Origin of the sequence: Bradyrhizobium sp. CCBAU 11361 (genome assembly GCF_028128935.1) — a bacterium.
Taxonomy (GTDB): domain Bacteria; phylum Pseudomonadota; class Alphaproteobacteria; order Rhizobiales; family Xanthobacteraceae; genus Bradyrhizobium; species Bradyrhizobium niftali.
Window position 1 is genome coordinate 88,183 of record NZ_LBJZ01000025.1, and the last position, 20,187, is coordinate 108,369.

The 20,187-nt window shown below is 58.7% G+C and carries 15 protein-coding genes and 1 pseudogene; 9 read left to right on the top strand and 7 right to left on the bottom strand.

Annotated features, from left to right (window positions below; translation table 11 throughout):
* Positions 1-30: 30 nt before the first annotated feature.
* From XI08_RS08805 to XI08_RS08815, 3 genes are all read right to left on the bottom strand, one after another.
* On the bottom strand, positions 31-1,101 hold the full coding sequence (locus XI08_RS08805) for a cytochrome-c peroxidase (RefSeq protein WP_271574120.1): 1,071 nt from the start codon (positions 1,099-1,101) through the stop codon (positions 31-33).
* 1,761 nt (positions 1,102-2,862) lie between these two features.
* A complete protein-coding gene (locus tag XI08_RS08810; protein WP_271574121.1) occupies positions 2,863-3,213 on the bottom strand; it encodes a hypothetical protein in 351 nt (116 codons plus the stop codon).
* 792 nt (positions 3,214-4,005) lie between these two features.
* Complete coding sequence (locus XI08_RS08815; RefSeq protein WP_271574122.1) at positions 4,006-4,182, bottom strand: hypothetical protein; 177 nt, start codon at positions 4,180-4,182, stop codon at positions 4,006-4,008.
* A 213-nt stretch (positions 4,183-4,395) separates the two neighbouring features.
* Between XI08_RS08815 and XI08_RS08820 the strand changes: the two genes are divergently transcribed.
* Complete coding sequence (locus XI08_RS08820; protein WP_161533258.1) at positions 4,396-4,686, top strand: hypothetical protein; 291 nt, start codon at positions 4,396-4,398, stop codon at positions 4,684-4,686.
* A 526-nt stretch (positions 4,687-5,212) separates the two neighbouring features.
* Here the strand turns inward: XI08_RS08820 and XI08_RS08825 are convergent.
* Positions 5,213-5,362: pseudogene (locus tag XI08_RS08825) on the bottom strand (hypothetical protein); the annotation flags it as partial.
* A gap of 114 nt (positions 5,363-5,476) precedes the next feature.
* On the opposite strand from XI08_RS08825, the gene XI08_RS08830 reads away from it, so the two are divergent.
* Complete coding sequence (locus XI08_RS08830) at positions 5,477-7,066, top strand: S10 family peptidase (protein ID WP_442869783.1); 1,590 nt, start codon at positions 5,477-5,479, stop codon at positions 7,064-7,066.
* 918 nt (positions 7,067-7,984) lie between these two features.
* On the opposite strand, the gene XI08_RS08835 is transcribed toward XI08_RS08830, so the two are convergent.
* The 3 genes from XI08_RS08835 to gspD form a co-directional block, all read right to left on the bottom strand.
* Entirely contained in the window at positions 7,985-9,316 is a 1,332-nt protein-coding gene (locus tag XI08_RS08835; protein WP_271574123.1) for an MFS transporter, read from the bottom strand.
* Between the two features lie 714 nt (positions 9,317-10,030).
* The gene (locus XI08_RS08840) at positions 10,031-10,681 is read right to left on the bottom strand and encodes a tetratricopeptide repeat protein (protein WP_161533259.1); all 651 of its coding nucleotides are present in this window, start codon (positions 10,679-10,681) and stop codon (positions 10,031-10,033) included.
* Positions 10,653-12,776: a type II secretion system secretin GspD gene (gene gspD, locus XI08_RS08845; protein ID WP_333927151.1), complete on the bottom strand. Its 2,124-nt coding sequence runs from the start codon at positions 12,774-12,776 to the stop codon at positions 10,653-10,655. The genes XI08_RS08840 and gspD overlap by 29 nt, the downstream gene beginning before the upstream one ends.
* Before the next feature lie 1,499 nt (positions 12,777-14,275).
* Between gspD and XI08_RS08850 the strand changes: the two genes are divergently transcribed.
* The 7 genes from XI08_RS08850 to XI08_RS08880 are packed head-to-tail and all read left to right on the top strand — an operon-like array spanning position 14,276 to position 20,185.
* Positions 14,276-15,928: a GspE/PulE family protein gene (locus tag XI08_RS08850; protein ID WP_161533261.1), complete on the top strand. Its 1,653-nt coding sequence runs from the start codon at positions 14,276-14,278 to the stop codon at positions 15,926-15,928.
* 9 nt (positions 15,929-15,937) lie between these two features.
* Positions 15,938-17,149, top strand: a complete 1,212-nt coding sequence (locus XI08_RS08855) for a type II secretion system F family protein (protein ID WP_161533262.1) — start codon at positions 15,938-15,940, stop codon at positions 17,147-17,149.
* A 21-nt stretch (positions 17,150-17,170) separates the two neighbouring features.
* On the top strand, positions 17,171-17,683 hold the full coding sequence (gene gspG, locus XI08_RS08860) for a type II secretion system major pseudopilin GspG (RefSeq protein ID WP_161533263.1): 513 nt from the start codon (positions 17,171-17,173) through the stop codon (positions 17,681-17,683).
* Complete coding sequence (locus tag XI08_RS08865) at positions 17,676-18,137, top strand: prepilin-type N-terminal cleavage/methylation domain-containing protein (RefSeq protein WP_161533264.1); 462 nt, start codon at positions 17,676-17,678, stop codon at positions 18,135-18,137. The genes gspG and XI08_RS08865 overlap by 8 nt, the downstream gene beginning before the upstream one ends.
* On the top strand, positions 18,130-18,519 hold the full coding sequence (locus XI08_RS08870) for a PulJ/GspJ family protein (protein ID WP_161533265.1): 390 nt from the start codon (positions 18,130-18,132) through the stop codon (positions 18,517-18,519). The genes XI08_RS08865 and XI08_RS08870 overlap by 8 nt, the downstream gene beginning before the upstream one ends.
* Positions 18,519-19,247 carry a PulJ/GspJ family protein gene (locus XI08_RS08875; protein WP_271566372.1) on the top strand — a complete coding sequence of 243 codons (729 nt, stop codon included), beginning with the start codon at positions 18,519-18,521 and terminating at the stop codon, positions 19,245-19,247. Before XI08_RS08870 ends, XI08_RS08875 begins: the two co-directional genes overlap by 1 nt.
* Positions 19,247-20,185: a general secretion pathway protein GspK gene (locus XI08_RS08880; protein ID WP_161533267.1), complete on the top strand. Its 939-nt coding sequence runs from the start codon at positions 19,247-19,249 to the stop codon at positions 20,183-20,185. The genes XI08_RS08875 and XI08_RS08880 overlap by 1 nt, the downstream gene beginning before the upstream one ends.
* Positions 20,186-20,187: the final 2 nt, after the last annotated feature.

The window sequence follows — 20,187 nt, forward strand, 5'->3', positions numbered from 1 at the left end:
CACGACGTGGCGTATCGCTATCGCGAAGGTCTATTTGTCTAAGGAGGGCTTTGGGGTTGCACTGGTGCGCGTGGGCAGTATCGGGTAATCGATCTTTGGCATCTGCCCGGTGAGCGAATTCAGAAAGGCGACAATCTTGTCAATTTCTTCATCGCTGAGCTTTGCGCCAAGCTGAACTTCACTCATCATGCCAACCGCTTGCTTAAGACTCCAGACCTGACCAGTATGGAAGTAGGGGGGGCGCAATGCGACATTGCGCAATGGCGCCGAGCGGAAAACATACTCATCACTAAGATTCTTGGTGACGGCAAAACGACCCTTGTCCTCCCTCGGAAGCAGGCTTTCGGCTGGCTTTTCAACGACGCCGAACGGGAAGTAATCCTGTCCACCGACATTGATTCCGTTGTGGCAAGAGGAGCATCCCTTTTCCATGAATAGCTTTAGCCCGGCTTTCTGCTGATCACTGAGAGCATGTCCATCGCCCTCGAGGTACTGATCGAAGGGGGCGGCGGGAGTAATCAATGTCGCTTCGAAAGCCTCGATGGCCTTGGTGAAATTTTCAAACGTAACGGGCGCGGCATCATTGGGAAAGGCCTTACTGAACATAACGACATAATCGGTCATTGAATTCAATGTGCTGAGCACGTGATCGGGCGTCGCATTCATTTCGACGCTCGCCTGGACAGGGCCTGCGGCCTGCGCCTTGAGATCCGCCGCGCGTCCATCCCAGAACTGCGCCACGTTGAAGACCGCGTTATAGACCGTTGGCGCACGACGCGAACCCAGCTGCCAGCGATGACCAATCGACGTCGGGCCGGCATCTACCCCGCCCGTCCCAAGGTTATGACACGTGTTGCAGCTAATAACCTCGCTCGCCGATAGCCTTGGATCGAAAAACAAGGATTTGCCAAGTGTGACCTTTTCATGGGTGATAGGATTGTCCTTCACCGCTGGAACGACTGAGGGAATCGGCTTGAAAATCCGCTTGGCGGCGCTCATCAAATCCTCGTTGGCGCCTGCTGCTGGCGAAATTGAAATGGTTGCGGCCAAAACACTTAACGTGCCGGCCATGGAAAGCCCGCGTCCCGTTGATGTCCTCATGTGTAGTCTCGCTTTTGTCTTAGATCATTGAATCGCGAATGTAGCGCGCCCGCCGCGTGCGTCCGCAGAAAGACCTGCGGCAGTCATCGACGAATGATGTCTCCGGGTTCCGGCTAGGCTGCATCCGGGCCGACGCGCTGTCGATGTTAGCAGCAAGCGGCGTGCCAGCGGGTTCAAGGTCGAAGCCGCCGAGCGGGTTTCAAGCAATTGCCCACCGTGAATAGCAGCAGGCGGCTTGAAGCTGTGGAATCGACTGTAAGGTGACAGTTGCGACAATCGCCATCCGGTCGCGGTGTCCTGGCCTGTCGGTCCAACCTTTGTGCTTCTCGGAAACCCATCGTACCGAAAACTCTTTGACTCTGTCGCTGATCTTATCAATGCGTGCCCTTTGCGCCTTCAACCCCAACACTAGGCTAAGCGTCATCGACCAACGTCGGGGACGTTCGTACCCGGGGCAGCCGGTCAGGCGTGCAGTTGTCAGAGTTCGTCCTACTGCTCCCAATGTGGGTATGTCCGTCTTAGAACGTATTCCTGACTTACCGGACGCTCAAAGCGCTTGAATCGACCGTAACGTCAGGTTGTAGGCATTGCGAAACAGAACGCGATATTGGGAGTCAGCCTAGTCAGCATCGCCACACAGGCGCTAATCGGCCGATGTCTGTTGTATCTCGGTCTTCGCAATCAACGTGTTGCGCGTGGCGCGACGATGATACGGGGGCCGTAATCTTTGCGTTCAACAGCGAGACAGTGGCTGCTGAGGCGGCCCAATCCGGTAAACAGATCACCCTCGCGGGGCAAATAGCAATAGTGAAGGATATGCGGCTTAAGAGAGGTTTGATGAATCAAGACCGACGAATGGGCTGGACTAGCAATGCGTATCGCTGTGCAGCCGCCCTCGCGGCAATCGCGATCGCAGCGACGTGGTGCACAGACCACGCCCGCGCGCGAGATCGGCGGGCCGAGGAAGTCTTGATGTCGTGCAGACCAGACGTGATCCGCTTCTGTGACCGCTTTACAAGGCGTAGCGATATGGACGTGGCCATATTTTGTCTTAGGGACAATTTCAAAAACTTGCGCGGCGAATGCCGCCGCATGATGCCAACCGCGGCGGAGCGCAACGGCGGACCGAGACGACGACTCAACAGGCTTCCGGTCGTCCTTCATCGAGAGTGAGGCGTCCGAGCGGCAGTTGCAGAAATCGAGCGACAGTGAGGTGTTCAGACCGACGGGCGCCGGATTTTGGCCAGCTTGGTGGCCGAAAGGCGATCGGGCTGGAGGCATCAGCCCGCCGAGCCGTAGTCCATCTGGGGGACTTAGCTCCGTGAATCGATTGGCCTCGTTCAGCGATCGATAGTGCGCCCACGCGTGTTACAAGGTCGTAATGCGCCCTGAACTTCGATTTCGTACTACAGCAGTTGCGCTTTATTCAGCGCTGCAGCCATTCGGCGACTTTGAGGCCGTCGTGAGGTTGCCATCGGTTCGCTGTAACTGGTCCGAACGACAATCTGCGTCAACTGTGGTGGTTATGGCCGGGCATCTGCAGGAATCCGTACCGCCCTCCAATCTATGGCGTTGTGGTCGGCGAGCAAGTATTTTTGGGCAGGTGGCTAAATCGGCTATGACTGGCAAAAGATTGCCGGAATGTTTGCGTTGGAGGTTTGTTCCATCACGGTCTTCCTAAGTGTTCTCAGCTTGGGATTAGCTTGGTCTCGACTGCCGGGCTCAAGATACAGTACAAATTGAGCTAGGAAACCTCTTTTGTTAGCCGCCGATCGACTTCCCGAAGGAACCGCTTGATGCCATTGCGGCGTTCTCGATGGGCGCCTCAGGGGAGTCGCTTTGCCCGATCGTGGTGCTCTTGGCCGAATACACTTTAGAGCTCAAGGTCAAAGGAAACGCCGTCGACAAGAGCCGTTCAAAGGCAGAAAGCTGTTCAAGCAGACGCTTCTCAACGGCCTTGCGCTCCGCGCCAGGCAAGCCCGTTTTAAGTAATCGACGGCAGCGCCAGATTTCGGTCCGCAGCCATCTAATCTCACTTAACGTATCATCAATTGAAGTCATCACAGTGTAGTTCACTTCGTCCCTGGAGTATTCAAGCATGGCGATCGTCATCGAGCGGCCATTCCTTGGCTCCGCATTCCTGCCCCATAGTTGATCCGAGGACTTGCGACCTCCCGCCCGTTCTTCTGCGGAGGCGGCGAGCAGTTCGATGTATGCAACTCTTATCAATCAATATCACCCTACACCGCGCCTGTGACGAGAAATCGCGGCAGATCCTCGCGTTTTCACGGCGCTGCGATCGTGTGCCTTGCACAATTCCTGCGCTCCACAGGAGTGATTGGTGCGCGAACACAAAGGAAAACCGGAGAGCAGTTAAATCCATGTCCGACACGCAGACGGCTCAAGCAGGAGCTGGTAACGCACAACGCATGTCCCCACGGTCGATGGCAGCGGGATATGCAAGCGTTTGACGGCTTTGTTGCCTGTTCGGGCGCTGGGCGCGACCTGACTTAGGCCAGCCGCTCGCGACTCGGAACATGGCGATTTCGATCTCTAGCGGCCGAAGCGGTGTAAAGCGATGGCGGGTTCATTGCGATCGTCTCCTCTGTGATGGTGGTCAGTCCCGCGCTGCTACCGGGCATTCGCAATCGCATACCAGATAAATAATTTATGGGCGAGCTGGACCTCATCAACAACATGGGAAAGCCAAGGGGACGACGTTTGAGGAAGGCGAGCCAGCCTGACTGCGATCCCCCGGCACACGCGACTCAATCAAAGAAACGCACGCAACCGGGGTTGGATCTTGGTTATCCGAGACAAAATGTCGGCTTGACGCAGTGTCGCGCCAAATGAGCATTCCGCAGACAATCATTGCTATCGACATCCGCTGTGCCACAGTCGGGTTCAGAGGACCGATTTAATAGCTTGAATCTCACGCTGCGACAGGTTGTTGGCTTGCTGATGCGTGAAAGATAAAAGCCCGCTTGGCAGGCTTTGACGGCGCATCGCAAATGGAGATAGAGGCGGACGGCCTGCTGATTGCCAGTTTTCTCGCTTGCGGGCGATGGCCAGGAAAGCCATTTCAATCGTCGGCACCGGGCGCCGGGCCAGCCATTGTCAAGTACACTGACCAGTTGAAGTCGCGAGCTCGCCTGGATGATGGTATGATGCAGGCAGCAGAATATGGCTGACAATCGCGGTTTTAGCCGTCCAGCGAAAGCGCGCTGGGTGAATAGCCCGCGCTCGCAAGCAAATACTCGAACGGAATAGACGGTCCATATCCAGCCAGAGGCGATGACCGGCAGCGCTGATGGCCGCACAGAGCGCTGCGGTGAAAGCCCGGAAGGTCTTATGTTCTTTCAAACTAGCCTCACGAGGGCGCGACGCGAAATCGATCGCGCCAGCGACATCGTTGAATTCTCAACAGTGGTGGTTACGCGCGACAAGCAACTGCGCAACGTGGACCATTCGGTGTTCCAGCAAAAGGCGGTGGTTGAGTTTCAATTTGGATTTCTGCCGAGTTTCGAGGAAAGCATCCGCGAGAGCGTGGGGCTACGCCAATCGTTCTCGTTCACGAAATCTTAAAACCGAGGCGATCTGGGACGATCTCCTCCCGCAAAGCGACCGAAATATTGTTCGTTTCTCACCACCCGGATTTCGGGCAGCTTCCCCACCCAGCTTCGATTGTTCGGTTGATGCTTATCTCAATTGGCGTGTGGGCGAACTCGGGAAGGTGGCGCAACCGATTGATCTCGTGGAGCATGACTGGGGGAGATGTCATGCGCGTTGCAATGAACTTTCCAGTTCTAACACGATCCTGGAGGATCAATATTTTGGGCGCGTTCGACCCCGACTACGTCTGGCACGACCTAGCGCTGGATTGGCAGACGCCCCAGGTCGGCGAGCAAACGGTTGCCCAGATGGTAAATACGCCGACTGAGGCGCCTGGTGGTACGAGAGTTTGGGCATGACCGCGGCGATCGCATGGAAGATCGCGGCTGCTGCGAATGCAGACATGGGCACGGCAATCCTAGCGCTGTGACAAGGTGCTGACGCGATCAACTCGTTCTTGGCAAAGCCGAACTAACTAGGTTCAGACTTAATTGGTCCACTAGGTGACAATGGCGGCGAGGTACACGGATGCCAAGAAGTTTCTCGCAAATTTGTCGTAGCGAGTTGCAACGCTATGGAAATCCTTGAGCCAGCAAAAGCGGCCCTCGATAATATTGTGCCCTCCGTAGGCAGCATTTGCTGAAGCTGACGGTTTGGACTGGCGGGTTTAACGCCGTGAGTGATAGGGCACCCGGCGATAGTGACTACTACTGAATCCAGTAGGTTTGTTGTTCCCCGGCATGAGCTAGTGATTGAGGCCCTTTTGACAGACACGCCTCGCGCATCAAAGCGCGCGCCGGGACAGGAGAAACTCGATGCAGTTGGCCGCACCGTGCCGCACCTCTCTTGCGCTGATCCTGTTTGCCTGCGGGGTAATGGGAAGCGCACGGGCCGCAGATGCGCCGCCGCCTGCCAAGTCATGACGCCGGTCGGCCAGAAGGGTGGCGCCGGCCAACCGTCGAGTATGCCGCCGGCAGCCGAGCAGCATCGCTTGCCGCCGGACTCCAGCACCAAGCACACGCTTGAGCTCCCTGGGCGGACGCTTTCTTTCGTCGCGACCGCCGGCTCTATCCGCCTGTTCGACGGCAAGGGCGAGCCGCAGGCCGACATCGTCTATACCTCCTATCAGCTTGACGGCACCGATCGCAGCACGCGGCCGGTAACATTCTTCTTCAACGGTGGACCGGGCTCATCATCGGCCTGGTTGCAGCTCGGCAATGCTGGACCCTGGCGGCTGCCGATCAATGCTGACGAGGTCACGCCATCAACGCTTCCGGCGGTGAGGCCAAACGCGGAAACTTGGCTGGATTTTACCGATCTGGTGTTTCTCGACCCCGTAGGCACCGGCTATAGCCGGTTCGTGGGGACCGGCGAGGATGCGCGCAAGCTGCTCTATTCCGTTGAGGGCGACGTCAACGCGCTAGCGCTGGTGGTCCGCCGCTGGCTCGAAAAGCATGACCGGCTATTGTCGCCGAAGTACATTGCGGGTGAAAGCTATGGCGGCATTCGCGGGCCAAAGGTTGTCCACCAGTTGCAGATGCGGCAGGGGATAGGCATCAACGGCCTGATCATGGTGTCGCCACTGTTCGACTACAGCCAGTTTGCCCGCACGAGCCTGCTGCAATACGTCGCAAGGCTGCCAAGCTATGTCGCGACCCTTCGTGAAGCCGCAGGTCCGGTAAACCGAACCGATCTCGCCGACGTGGAAGCTTATGCACGCGGGGAGTTTCTGGTCGATCTCCTTAAAGGCCAGGCGGACAAGGAAGCGACCGCGCGTCTGGCCGACAAGGCCGCAGCGCTTACCGGCATCGACCAAGCGGTCAGTCGTAGGCTTGCGGGCCGCTTCAACCTCGCCGAGTTCCGCCGTGAATTCGACCGTAAGAACGGCAAGTTAATCGGCAATTATGACGCCTCGGTGCGTGGCCTTGATCCATATCCAGAGTCCGATTTCCACCTTTCCGGCGATCCCTCGAGCGATACGCTGTTGGCGCCTTTGACCAGCGCCACTGTCGATCTCATTACGCGCAAGCTTAACTGGCGGCCGGACGGCTCCTATGAGCTGGTCAACGGCACGGTCGGTCAGGCTTGGAACTTCGGCCCCAGCCCGCCGGAGTCACTTTTGGAGTTGCGCCAGATCCTGGCAACGGACCGGAAGATGAAATTGCTGGTCGCGCACGGCTTTTTTGACCTCGCCACGCCGTATTTCGGATCACAGATCGTGCTCGATCAATTGCCGCCATTTGCCTCTACACCGCGCGTCAATCTTGTCGTCTTTCCGGGCGGTCACATGTTCTATTCACGAGACGCCTCGCGCCAAGCTTTTCGTGCAGAAATTGAAGCGATGATGAAGTAACGCCGGCGACGAACTGATCACAAGCAAGCTGGCGTTCGCACAGGCATTTATAATTTGTCAACGAGTGCAGATGAAATCCTAGCGCCCGCTCCGATCGATCAGACGCCTTCGTCCAACTCGCTTCAATCAGGGGTCGACAGGACGTCGTCGAAGCCATCCTTCAGATTGATAGACCGAATCCTGAATTTGTATGCGGCGCAATAGAAGAGTCACCTTTACAAGGAGCGGCTATTAAAGAGCCGCCACAGAAGCTCTCGACTGTGCAAAAAAGATACTTTGGGCAGTGTGATCTTCGCCAGCATCTGCGAGATGTTTTTCTCTTTAGGCCGGTGGCTGGGTTTCTTGAAAATGCTAAATTGTGGCGGTTGAGTGGTAGTGCTCGATATGACCTTTCGGCATCCGCCGCGTCGTGGCTTACACCCAGATCAAAGACGATCTTCAGAGGGAAATTCGCCGGCCGGCCTTGCAAAATCCATCGCAACGTTCCCGCCGGCTTTAGCGACCAATGCCCTCCATCGAACTCGTCGCACCAGATCGCCTCCATGTCGCGGTCACGGTTCTCCTCGCGAACTTCGGCCGAGCTGCCGATGCTCACAGCTCCCACCTGAGGAGATTCGATCTCGATCCGCCCAGGAGCTCTACTCCATAGCCAGGATTGGCCGCGTTACGCAGGATGATGTGGCCGTTCTGGACCCAGGAGGCGCCATTCCCTTGGAGACCTCGTACCCAAGGTTAGCAGGACCTTCGAGCACCGCACGCCTGCACTACTTGGGCGCTCTCTGAGCCATCCATGCTGTCGGTGCTCTCGACGGCCGCGCGACCGTTTGCATCAAAGGCGGCGACCTACATTCTTGCTGCACCGCGTGAGGCGGCGCGCGATATCCGCCGGAAGGGGACCCGTGATCACATTGTCCAGCCCTATGGCGGGCTTTGATTATTCACAGCGCTCTGAATTTTGAGCGGTGCGGTCTCGGGCATCATAAGCATGGCACAGAGCCCCGCCGCGCTAGCGACAAGCATGTACCAGGCGGGCGCCAGCGCGTTCCCGGTAACTTGGGTGAGCCAGGCGACGACTGGTTGAGCGGTGCCTCCAAAGATCGCTATCGCAAAAGCGTAAATCGTCGCGAACGCGCCACCGCGAATGTTCTTGGGCAAACCCTCGGCCATACTCACATAGAAGGCGCTATAGGGAATCGTTCCGATGAGGGTGAGCGCGCCGAGGCCTCCGAGAAGTGCAAGGGCACTGCGGGTTTCTGCGATCCACAAGAAAACTGGATAGGTCATCAGAAACGCGGTGATCTGCGGCCATATCATGATGTGCCGGCGTCCGGCCCGATCCGCGAGCCATCCGCCCAGCAGTGCGGCAGCAATTCCTACCGTATTGCTGATGAGGGTGGTCGCAAAGGCGAGTGGCGCAGAAACCTGCAGGGTGTTCAGCGCATAGGTGGTCATATATCCCGTGATGTAGGTGATAATCGTGCAGCTAGCCAAGATGATGAATCCCAAGCTCATGATGCGGCGAGCGGCAGGCGATCTCTTTGCAGGCTGGACAACGGGAGCCGGGACTTCGGGGCGGTGCAACGTTTCGGGTAGGGTGCTTCGCAGCCAAAGCCCGAACGGCAGCGTAGCGGCGCCGAGCAAGAGCGCGATCCGCCATCCGTACGCATTGAGTGCCTCGCTTGTCATGGTGAGAGAGAGTATTTCTCCAATCAACGCTCCGGCAGTTGCAGCGATCTGTTGGCTGGCAGGCTGAAACGAGACAGCAAGACCGCGCCTTTCAGGCGGGGCCGCTTCCATCAAATAGGCGGTCGTCGGGCCAACCTCACCGCCCAGCGCGAAGCCCTGCACCAAACGTGCGAAAATGACCAGCAACGGAGCGGCAACTCCTATCGCCTCGTGCGAGGGTGTAACCGCCAACACAAGAATCGCGGCGCTCATCATTGCAAAGCTGGCGGTCATCGCGGGCCGGCGGCCGACCCGATCCGAGTACGAGCCGAGCACGATGGCCCCGATCGGCCTGGTCACAAAACCCGCGCCAAACGTCGCGAGTGATAGCATGAGGCTGGCGAACGGGTCGCCCGCCGGGAAGAACGCCTGACCGATCTGGATCGCGAAAAAGCTATAGGTCCCGAAGTCGTAGAATTCGAGAATATTGCCGATGGTTGCGCCCAACACGCCGCGGCCGGTCAAGCGTTCGTCTGCCGCAAGGAGGACCGGCTCCAGCTTCTTCCCAGTAAATTGCCTGGCCATCCTCGATCCGTCTCGATCGCGATCGCTGGCCCGAACATTTCAACCAGCTAAGTCGCGCACGCATTCCACGTTCTCTACATGTCGTCTAGCTTGAGGTGGCCGGCCACGCGCCCCGGCGCTCCACATGTCGAGCTCAGGGCGTTGAGTGCAATAAAAATGCCTGTCTGCTGCAGCCCCATTCAAACCTTGAACGGATCGCGGCAATCGTCAGCAGGGATGAATAAAGGAACGCGCTGCAATTTGTCGGGTGGCTCCGTCGTTGTGCTCCCATGCAATGGCGCGTTTGCGACAACACTGGCGGGCACGGAACAGGCAGTGCCTGTTCTTCACACCGAAGGGCCGCCGCGATCCGGCAGCTCCGAACTCCAGTGGGGCTGCGCGGTTCTCGTTTAGGCGCCATCGAGGTCTTTTACTTGGCATCACGTTCGATAAAAGCCGTGACTTCCTCTCCCGCTGCGTCACCGGCTGGCGTCTCTGCTCCAGCAATTCCGGAGCAGTTCCATGATTCCGACGACGCGGCTCGAGCATTTCGAGGCCGTCTCAGGGCCGGCGACCAGCGTTTGGACCGATGCGCCACGAATGACACTTTCTGAGCTATGCTTGGTAGCATTGGCTGGGACCGTGGCACGGCATCCGCACGAAACCGGCAATCACCCCCATCGCCGCAGAAGACCTTTACGGCTGGAGAGCGCGACGCCTTCGCTGTTGGGTCAGCTAAGGCGTCCCGGTTGTACCACCGCGAGCGCCTCTTGAACGAATAACCCGCCGCGCCGCTTCGCCCTTCGAGAACTGCGAGGGGGAGCTGCGCGTCCGGCCTGACCATGGATTTGGTGTCCACGCCAGCGCGCATGCCTGCCCCTGTGCGATCTGATTCATCGACATTTTGGAAGCAATCGCGTTGCGCAAGCGGAGAAAATAATTCCTTTGAGCGCTGCGGGCCTGAGCTGCCGCAATATTCATCCATTTGTAGGCGAGAACGACATCCCGCCGAACACCATGGCCTTTGTCATACATCAGGCCGAGCATCGCCTGGGCAAATGGAATTCCGGCATTTGCGGCCTGAATATATAGGCCGACTGCAGCATTGTAGGCTTTTGGTGCGCCGAAGCCGTTTTCGTACATGAAACCAAGCGTCGCCTGTGCTTGCGCGTCGCCGCGTAAAGCAAGTGGGGTGAGCTGCCGGACCGCCTTCTGATAGTCCCCATGTGCGTAGGCGCTCCTTGCCGATGCAATGGCGTCTGCGCGTGCTGGCGCCAACGCGACAAGCAGAGCCATCATTTGCGCCAGCACAAACCGGATGATGTCGCGTCGAGCCAACAGCGGGATATGAGAATGATCAGCGGACATTGCGGACACGCAGGTCATCTGTAATGCTCGCGCCGACTGCACCGCGAAGCTTCGAACGTAGCTCCTCTGCCAGCTGATGCGCATCGCTGCCGGTCTGGATGATCTGGGGTCGGATGAAGATGATCAACTCCGTCCTCTGCCCCTTTTTGCGCTGGTGTGAAAACACATCGCCAAGACCGGGAATCTCGTCAAGTAGCGGAATGCCGCTGCGATCTCCCTTGTGGTCTTCACTGATCAGTCCGGCCAGCACCACGGTTTGGCCGTTTGTCACAGAGACCGCGCTCTTCACCCTGCGCTGGGACACGGTCGGCGTAAGCTCGGATGAACCGGCCGAGGATACCTGGCTGATCTCCTGTTCGATCTCGAGACTGACGTGTCCACTTGTGGTGATACGCGGCACAACGCGAAGAATAATGCCGGTGTTGCGGTAGTCGATAGTATTAACCACGGTGCCGTTTTGCGATGGATAACTCGTTTTGCTAGTCTGGACCGGAACGACATCGCCGACCTGAAGGGTTGCGGGCTGGTTGTTGGTGACGACGAGTGAAGGATTGGACAACACATTGACGCTGGTCACCCCGTGTAGCGCATCGAGAATAATGGCCGGCTGTGACTCCGATCCGATCAGGAAGTTGAATCCCGGAACTGCGCGATTTAGCAGCGCGTTCGCTGCCTTACTCACCGCACCGCTGGTCGAGTTAAGAATAGAACCCTGGTCGGTCTTCAATCCAAGCTGCTTGCTGGTCAGATAGCTCTGGACCCCGTAACTCAACTCGTTGGTGAGCTTTACCTCCGCGATCGTCGCCTCGATGCCGACCTGCAGCACGGGTTGATCGAGCTGCTTTAAGGTGGAACTGATAATCCGATAGTTTTCGCGACTGGCATAGATCAAGACAGAGTTACTCACGATATCAGGGGTGATCCGTACGTTGGGCATGACCGGCGGTCGACCACCGGTTGGTGTGTCAAGTCCACCGCTGGCATCCGTTCCGTTCGACGAATTCAAGCCTGATGGGAAGGTGTTACTTACGCCGTTGCCGCCCGACGCGGGGGTGGACAGGCTGGGGGACGGCGCGGATGTATCCGCAGACAGCCGTTCGGCAGCCGAAGTCGTGCGAGCGACCTCCTTATCGCCGATGTCGATCGACGTCGAGGCGCTGCCGACGAACATCTGGTTCAGCACCTTGGCCAAGTAGCGGGCGTCACTATAGCGGACACGATAGACACGAACGCCGGTTTGAGCTGAGTCTGCCCGATCGAGCCGATGGATCCAAGTCGCTACGGTCTGGAGCAACGGCGGCTTGCGCGTTACGACCATGATGGCGTTCAACCTGGAGACGACTTGAAGCTTCACAAGGTCATGACTGAGCCCGTTGTCGCCGGAATCCAGGATACTCTCGAGCTCTGTGATCAGAGGCTCTGGCGCGGAATTGTGAATGGGATAAATGCCTACCGATTGGCCTTTCATCCAGTCGACATCAAAGCTCAGGGCAGTTTCGACGGCCGTTCGCCGCTCGGGTCCGGTCCCTTGGATCAGAAGCAGGTTTCGCGTGGGGTCCGCACGTACGCTTCCGGCGCGGGTTGCAAAGCTGTCCATCAACTTGAGGATGGTTTTCGCTGCAACATATTGCAGGGGTACCACTGACACACCATAGCCGGCTTCGGAACGACGAGCATCGGCATCGACGTGGCCTGCTCCAGTGGCATTGCCGAAAGGAGTGACTTTGTATCCGCCCGTATCGCGTACCAGCGCAAGGCCGGAAAGTCGCAGCGCGCTCTCGAGCACGAAAACGATGTCAGATCTGGGCACCGGTCGCGCGGACACCAGGCTGACTGTGGCCTGCTCGCGTGGATCGATGGTATAGCCGAGACCGAGAGTGTCCCCGAGCATCACCTTTAGCACGGTGGCGACAGGCGCGTTCTCGAAGTTCAGATCGTAGCCGGGACCATTTGGGGTCTGCTGCCGCCGCACCTCCGTGGCTTCGAAGACCTCTGAACCCGAGTAGGTGCTGCTTGCCACACCGTCTGAGTTAGGCGACGCTTGGAAAGACGCGATCGGCTGTTCGCTGCGCGGAAGGATGTCGAGCGATCGGACCTTGTCGAGGACGTCCAAATCAGCGGGTGCTGTCGTGGGTGCGCCGTTCGTGACGATGCTACATGAAGCGAACAGAAGCATTGCCGCGACAAGCAGTACGTTGCGCGCGACTCCACCGCACTGACTTCGACTTACTGGAAGACTCACTGGATTGCGATCCACTTAGGCTAGTGATGGATGTGGCTTGGAGCTCCACGGCAGATTTACTGTCCCGCGCACGAAAGCCAGCAACGTGGGTGCGCCGATGCGCCGCGATTAACCACTTCCATGTCGATAGCCAATCGTTTGAAGCTGAAGCCCATTCCGCGGAGGATGGGTAATCTCGCCACCAAGGTTATCTTGTCGGAGCACGCGTTCGATCGCTTATGTCCAGCTGACTCATCCTTTTATCGGTTGCCCGCCCGCGTCTTCTTCGAAGTGAGGTGGAATGGATGACTTGTTTGCCCGTTGCAGTATTTGATGCGCTTGAAGTCGCCCCGCCCACATCGACGTTACTGAAGAGCCGGATCGCGACCCTGAAGAGGCGCAATGGCAAGAAGAGCTCAACGTTGCGGCGAGTGCCCAGTTTGCGGTGTAGTTCGTCGCAGTCATTATCTCGTACCGTTTGAGTGGCCAAGCGCCCCAGGCCCACATATCCAAGTGCCGCTATAGGAAGAGTGTCGTTGGCGCTCGCGACCGGCGGGTTGGTGAAACTCAACGTCTCTCCAAACGACGGTCCTCGTGCGGATAGCGTTTCATGTTTGAGCTGGTTTGACCACGCGCCTCACTCGCCGGCCGGGGTCACCGGGATCGTTCTAGGCTCAGCGCCAGCGCCACGGACGTCGTGCTGGAGTAATCGTGGTAACTCGTGAACGTTCATCGATCCGCCGCATCAGCGCCGGATCGTCGCCTGGTTAGCGGCGGGTGGCGGCCCATAGGCGCTTGAGCGGACAAGACGGAGCAACTGGCAGTGCCTGCGACCAGCGGCTTTCCATGATTGCTGCGCCGTACTCGCCGCTGCCGCTCTTGAATGTGCGGGCCACCGGCTCCAGAAGTTGCTGGGTTCGTTGCCCCGGATGCAGCTAATAGCGCTGCGTCAGATTGCCCTCCATCGCATGTCTCTGCAGCCCCATCAGCCGCATCAATCTTTCGTCTCGTGCTCTGGGTCATTCTCCCCTCTGTCGCTTTCGGCGGAGCGGCCCAAGTCAAATTGCCCAATCGGTCAGAGTCTCAGGCTCGCTCCAGCTTTAAGTCTTCAGCAAGGACTGTACCAATCTGCAGGGGCGACATGGCGCCTATCTGATATGTCGCGCTCGCGACGGAGCTCGCGGATTGTAGGCTTCGTTCCCCTTCTTGTTCGGAGTCGGACACTAGCGCATTCGAGCCGACGAAGCGCGCGGCTCCCCGGCGGACGATCTGCCTAAACAACACTGCGAGCCGATGTCGGCGTCTCTCACAATTTGGCATGTGACTTGCCAGAGATGTTTGACGAGTCGCCTCGGGTCCTATGCCGACCCAGGGCGCGAGCGGATCATGTTATGTGCGGCACGTCGTCAATGCAATTCATCGAGCATCTCCGGCGGATGTGTTCGGCACACCTGGAGGGCGACGCTCAAACCGGTGATCGGCCGACGAGAACTTGGGAGATGTTTGACTTATCGGCAGAGTCATTTGCCGACGAAGCCGCCCGCTTTTCTGGTCTCGAGCGTATTACGCTGCAGGAAATGATGGCGGCCGCTCCTGCAATCGATCAGTTTTCGCCAGCCTTTCTTCGCGAAGTGGTCGCGTTTCCTCACCGCCTTTCGGACGGCACACCTGTCTTTGCCATGGCGGATCCCACCGACCAGCCCTCGCGTAGAGCCGCGGAGCTGGTATTCGGGGTGCCGACCTCATTTAAGGTAGCTTCGATAGAGGACATTACTATCCTTCTCGATCAGAAGCTCGGGGCTGCTGAAGAGAGGGGGCAGTCCGCCGTTCAGCAGCTGCGCGACGACGACATCGAAAGTCTGCGCGACCTGGCAAGCGGCGCGCCCGTCGTGCGCGCGGTCAATGATCTGATCGAAAAAGCCCTCGAGATGCGCGCTAGTGACATTCATGTCGAGCCGTTCTCAATGGGCCTTACGGTTCGGCTGCGAATCGATGGGCTGCTTCGTGCCATTCAGCCGCCAGCGGGTGTGCTGCCCCAGGCAGTCATCTCTCGCATCAAGATCATTGCTGGATTGAACATCGCGGAGCGACGTCTGCCGCAAGATGGAGCTGCGCGAATTCGGGTCGGCCGCGAGATCGACGTGCGTGTCGCTATCATGCCGACGCAGTATGGCGAGTCCGCGGTTCTGCGTCTTCTGCCGAAGGACCGCTCCCAGCTTGCAGTAGACCGTCTTGGCCTTTCCGAGCGCGATGAGGCTGTTCTGCGCAGGCTGATCACGGCTCCGCACGGCATGATCGTGGTCACAGGGCCGACTGGCAGCGGCAAAACGACAACTCTCGCAACCATAATGTCCATGCTTAATGTGCCAGAACGGAAAATCCTGACGGTCGAGGACCCCGTGGAATACGACATCCCCGGAATCAATCAGTCGCAAATCAAGCCTGCCATCGGGCTTACTTTCGCGAGTGCACTCCGCTCCTTTGTTCGTCAGGATCCCGACGTGATCATGGTCGGTGAAGTCCGGGATCCGGAAACGGCGAATGTTGCCGTCCATGCCGCGCTCACGGGACATCTTGTGCTCACGACGCTGCACGCCGAAACGGCCGTGGCGGCCGTGCCGCGACTGCTTGATCTCGGTGTGGAAGGCTATCTTTTGCGATCGACTTTGCGTGGCGTTATCGCACAGCGGCTGGTGCGACAACTCTGCGAGCACTGCAAGGCGCCGGTACCGTTCGGCGAGGATGAACAGAGCCAGGACACAAGAGTGAGCCGCCTCGGACTATCTGCAGGGGAAATCATGTGGCAGCCGCGGGGCTGCGCACGCTGCAGCCACAGCGGTTATCGCGGTCGGATCGGAGTATTTGAACTCCTCGAACTCAGCAGCGGTTTGCGTGAGCTGATCGCCGATAATGCCGATGGGCTGGCAATCGATCAGGCGGCGATCGGCGGGGGGATGACGACGATGCTGGACGATGGGATTGCTAAATGCCGAGCTGCAATAACAGCGCCGGTTGAAATTCTTCGTGTTGTTGCTGCACGCTGAATCAGGATTATGCCAAGTTTCCGCTATCGAGCATTGACTCAGTTCGGAGAGATCGTTGCCGGCTCGTTGGTGGCATCGACGCAAGCAGAGGCCGAGCGCCGGATTTCATCTCTGCATCTGCTACCGATTGAAGCCGTGGAGGAGGCCCGTTCCGCGTCGGTATTTCGCCGCGGATTCTGGCCTAACCGTCCTTCATACGCCGAGGTCACGAGTTTCACGCGCGACCTTGCGCTGCTTCTGAAGGCAGGAGCGCGCCTTGATGACGCTCTTGATCTGCTGTCAGGCGATTGCGATGTTGGCCGGCTGCGGCCGGTGATTGCACGATTGAGGTTGGCCGTGCTTGGCGGCGAAAGTTTTACCGATGCAGTTTCCGCGCAACCTGATCTGTTTCCGTCAATGTATGGCGCACTCATGAAGGTCGGTGAAGCCTCTGGTACGCTCAGCCAAGTCCTTGAGATTCTGGCCGCGGAGCGTGATCGGGCTGAGGCAACTCGGCGGAAGCTCAGTGATGCCATGCATTATCCGATTTTCGTGTTGCTTGCAGCGGGCTGCGTTATGCTGTTCTTCATTCTGGCTGTGTTGCCACAGTTTTCATCAGTGCTGCGCGATTTCGGCGGCCGCGCTGACCCGGCACTTGGCTTCTTCATGGAAGCCTCTGATCTGATGCGAGCTAACCGCGCTTTGCTGTTGATCTCAGGCGCGTTCGTCCTGGCCGGGGGCTGGTGGCTCATGCGGCAGACGAAGGTGCGTGCTTCGATCGTTGCTGCGCTTGCAACGCTGCCTGGAATTGGCAGAATCTTCGTCTTCCACCGCACGAGCCTGTTCTGTCGGAACTTGGGACTGTTGTTGGGGTGTGGCGTTAATCTCACCGCAACGCAGCGCATTCTCGTCGACGTGATGTCCGTAACCTCGTCTCCTGCCCCGTGGATCGAAGCGGCTGATCGCGTTCGGTACGGCGGCAAGCTGTCGCAAGCGCTTGCAGAGTCCAACGTGCTCCCGCCCATGGCGGTTCGCATGCTACGGCTGGGCGAGGAGACCGGCGAATTGCCGGTGCTGGCCGGCCGCATCGCGGAATTCTATGAGGCGAAACTCCAGCGCAGCCTTGATCGTGTCTTGGGAATGGTCGGGCCAGCCGCAATACTGACAATCAGTATTGTCGTCGGAGGCCTGATCGTTTCGGTCATGACGGCGCTGCTTTCCGTCACGCAGCTCGTCGACTGACGAAGCGCAGAGGAGATCAGCATGACAACAGAATGCCAGCCGGTCGCGGAACGTCGTGCATACCAATCGAGACTTATATGGCGTATTCCAGTGGAGGTCTCCGAAGGCGAGCGCGGATTTACATTGGCCGAGATGCTGGTTGTGATCACCATCATCGGCCTGATCATGGGGCTGATCGGACCAAGGGTCCTCAATTATCTCGGGGAGTCCAAGGTCAAGGCAGCCAAGATCCAGTTGCAGAGCTTCGCGAGCGCACTGGACCTCTTTTATCTGGATGCGGGTCGTTATCCCACGGCATCAGAAGGGTTACGCGCCTTGGCGAGCCAGCCCGCCGGCATTACGGCCTGGAATGGCCCGTACCTGAGAGGTGGCGCGATCCCCGTCGATCCCTGGAATACGCCTTATGTTTATCGCTCCCCCGGCGAGCGCGGCCCATACGAGATCATATCCTTTGGCGCCGACGGTCAGGAGGGAGGTAGCGGTACGGCTGCCGACATTATGCTCGGTGCGCAGACGAGTGCACGCAATGAGTGATGGTCAACGCGGCTTCACATTGCTGGAGGTGGTTTGCATGCTCGCGATCACCGGAATGATCGTAGCCGTGCTATTGCCGTTCGTGCCGCGGCAGACCTCCAAGGCAAGGCTGCAGGCCTATGCTCTTGCGGCCGCCTCGATCCTGAAAGCTGACCGGGCGATGTCGGTCGGCGGTGGCGTCAGGGTGGATACTCTGGTTGATCCGCGAGGCCGGGCGATTCGTTCGGGGGCCAGCTCCGCTGCTGTCCAGGTGCCGGACGACGTCGAATTCGAGGCGATATTGCCACGCAGCTGCAACCAACGTCCGGTCTTATCGACGATCAGTTTCTTTCCCGACGGCCTGTCCTGCGGTGGTGCGATTGCACTCTGGCGGGCTGACCTGCGTCTCGAGATCAGGATCGACTGGCTGACTGGGAGGATTGAGGTTGTCTCTCGTTCCCTCATCAATGGCTGAAGAGAGTGACGCTGGCTTCACTCTGATAGAGATGCTAGTCGCGCTCGCGGTGCTCAGCCTGTCACTTGGGTTAATTGGCACGGTCGTATCAACCAATATGCGTGCCGTTCGTAAGATCGAGGAGAGGGTCGCAGTCATCCAAGAGGCGAGCGCGGCTCTTGTCACCGCGGTTCCAGGCCGTGATCGGTTGCTACCCGGTACATTGCGCGGTGCGTCCGCCTCTGGCGAGTGGACTGTTCTGGTTGCGCCGATCGGGACGGGTTGGGACGTCGCCGCCGGTCAGGCGGGCTGGATTCCTCGCATGGTCGAGCTGCGTCTCCGTTCGGCATCGGGCGCCGTCGTCGATGTGCGCACAGTGCGACTGGCGCGGACTGCAGGCTGATGTGTGCGGCATCAGAATATCGTGAGGAGCGGGCCGGTTTCACCCTGATCGAGGCCCTGGCTGCGCTTGCTGTCGCGGGGCTCGTGATGTCGGTGCTCGCGACGATGACGTCGCAATGGTTTCCGGCGTGGAATCGCGGCGTCAATCGTGTTCAACGTGCGGAGATGCTCGGTTTGGCCCTGCGCCGAATAGCCAACGATCTTTCTGCAGCGGAGTTTGTCCCGTCAAATCGCGACCAGACGCGGCCGCTGTTTGAAGGGGGAGAGCTGGGGGTGACGTTTGTTCGCAAGGCGATTGGACCGAATGTCGAGCCTGGCCTTGACATCGTCCAGATTGGCGAAACTTCTAACGGACCCGATGTTGCGCTCGTGCGCTCGCGAACCCCTTTCACACCTTTGCCCGTCGGCGTTTCACTTTCCGAAACTCTGCATTTCGCCGATCGAGTGGTGCTGCTTACTCCTCCCTTCCGACTGTCCTTTGCCTATGCGGATGCGAGCCTCGCTTGGTGGTCGGATTGGCATGAGGCGGGTCGGCTTCCTACTGCCGTTCGCTTGACTATTCTCGATCGTAGTCGGGGCGGATTAGCCATAATGTCGAGAGTGGCCCGGATTCATGTCGATGCTCCGGTTGCGGGATGTATTGAAGGCGAGAGGGACTGCGTTAGCTCGAGGTCGGACGAGCCACAGCAGGGTCCGAAGGCCGCTTTCGGTGGCGCGCGGAGCGATTAATGTTGCAATCGAAAGGGCAATCGTCACGCAAGGCTGGCCCTCGGGATGGCTTCATCCTGGTGGCGGTGCTGTGGTTTCTAGCAGCCTTGGCCGCGCTCATCGTGGTATTCTCACAGTACCTTTCGAACTCGGCGCGAGTCTTGCGGATTGATGATGATGCCTTGCAAGCAGAAGCGTTGGTCGCTGCCGGCGTTGAGCTAGCGGCTTATCAGTTGCTCATGGCTAAAAATGAGGAGCGGCCAAGGCGCGGTGGATTCAGCATCCGGATCGGCGGGGACGTTGTGGCGGTCTCGTTCCTAACCGAGGCCGCCCGAGTCGATCTCAATGCCGCGCCGAAGGAGATGATCGCCAATCTCTTCAATATCCTTGGCGCAGACGCCGAAGCGGCGCAGGATTACGCCGATAGGGTGGTATCGTGGCGTACCAAGCCGGTGGATAAGGCGGCTGCGCGATCGGAAGAGGCGCTTTATGCAGCGGCGGGACGTAAATATGGTCCGAGGCTGGCCCCCTTCGTCCATGTCGACGAGCTACCGCTGGTGCTGGGGCCGCCGTCCTGGTTGCTTGACCGAGTGATGCCGTTTGTCACCGTCTTCAGCGGCTCGCCTGGGATAGACATCTTGGCCGCCCCGGCGGAGGTGGTCGCTTCAGTTCCGGGAATGACGCCGCTAATCCTGAAGGATTTCCTCGCGTCACGAGACTCGTTATCCGCCGACCCGGCTGCTATTGGGCAGGCGCTGGTGCCCGCAAGTGCCAGGGTCATCGCGGGCAAGAGCAACGCGTGGAGGTTGCGTGTGTCATTAGAGGCAGCCGATGGTCGGCGGCGGTCGTCGGTGGTCGTAATTGAATTGGGCGAAGGGAAATTGCCTTATCGAGTTCTGTCGCACGAGGACGAGGGCGCGCAAACACACGACGCGCGCGGCGCGCGCCGTGGGGCATGAAG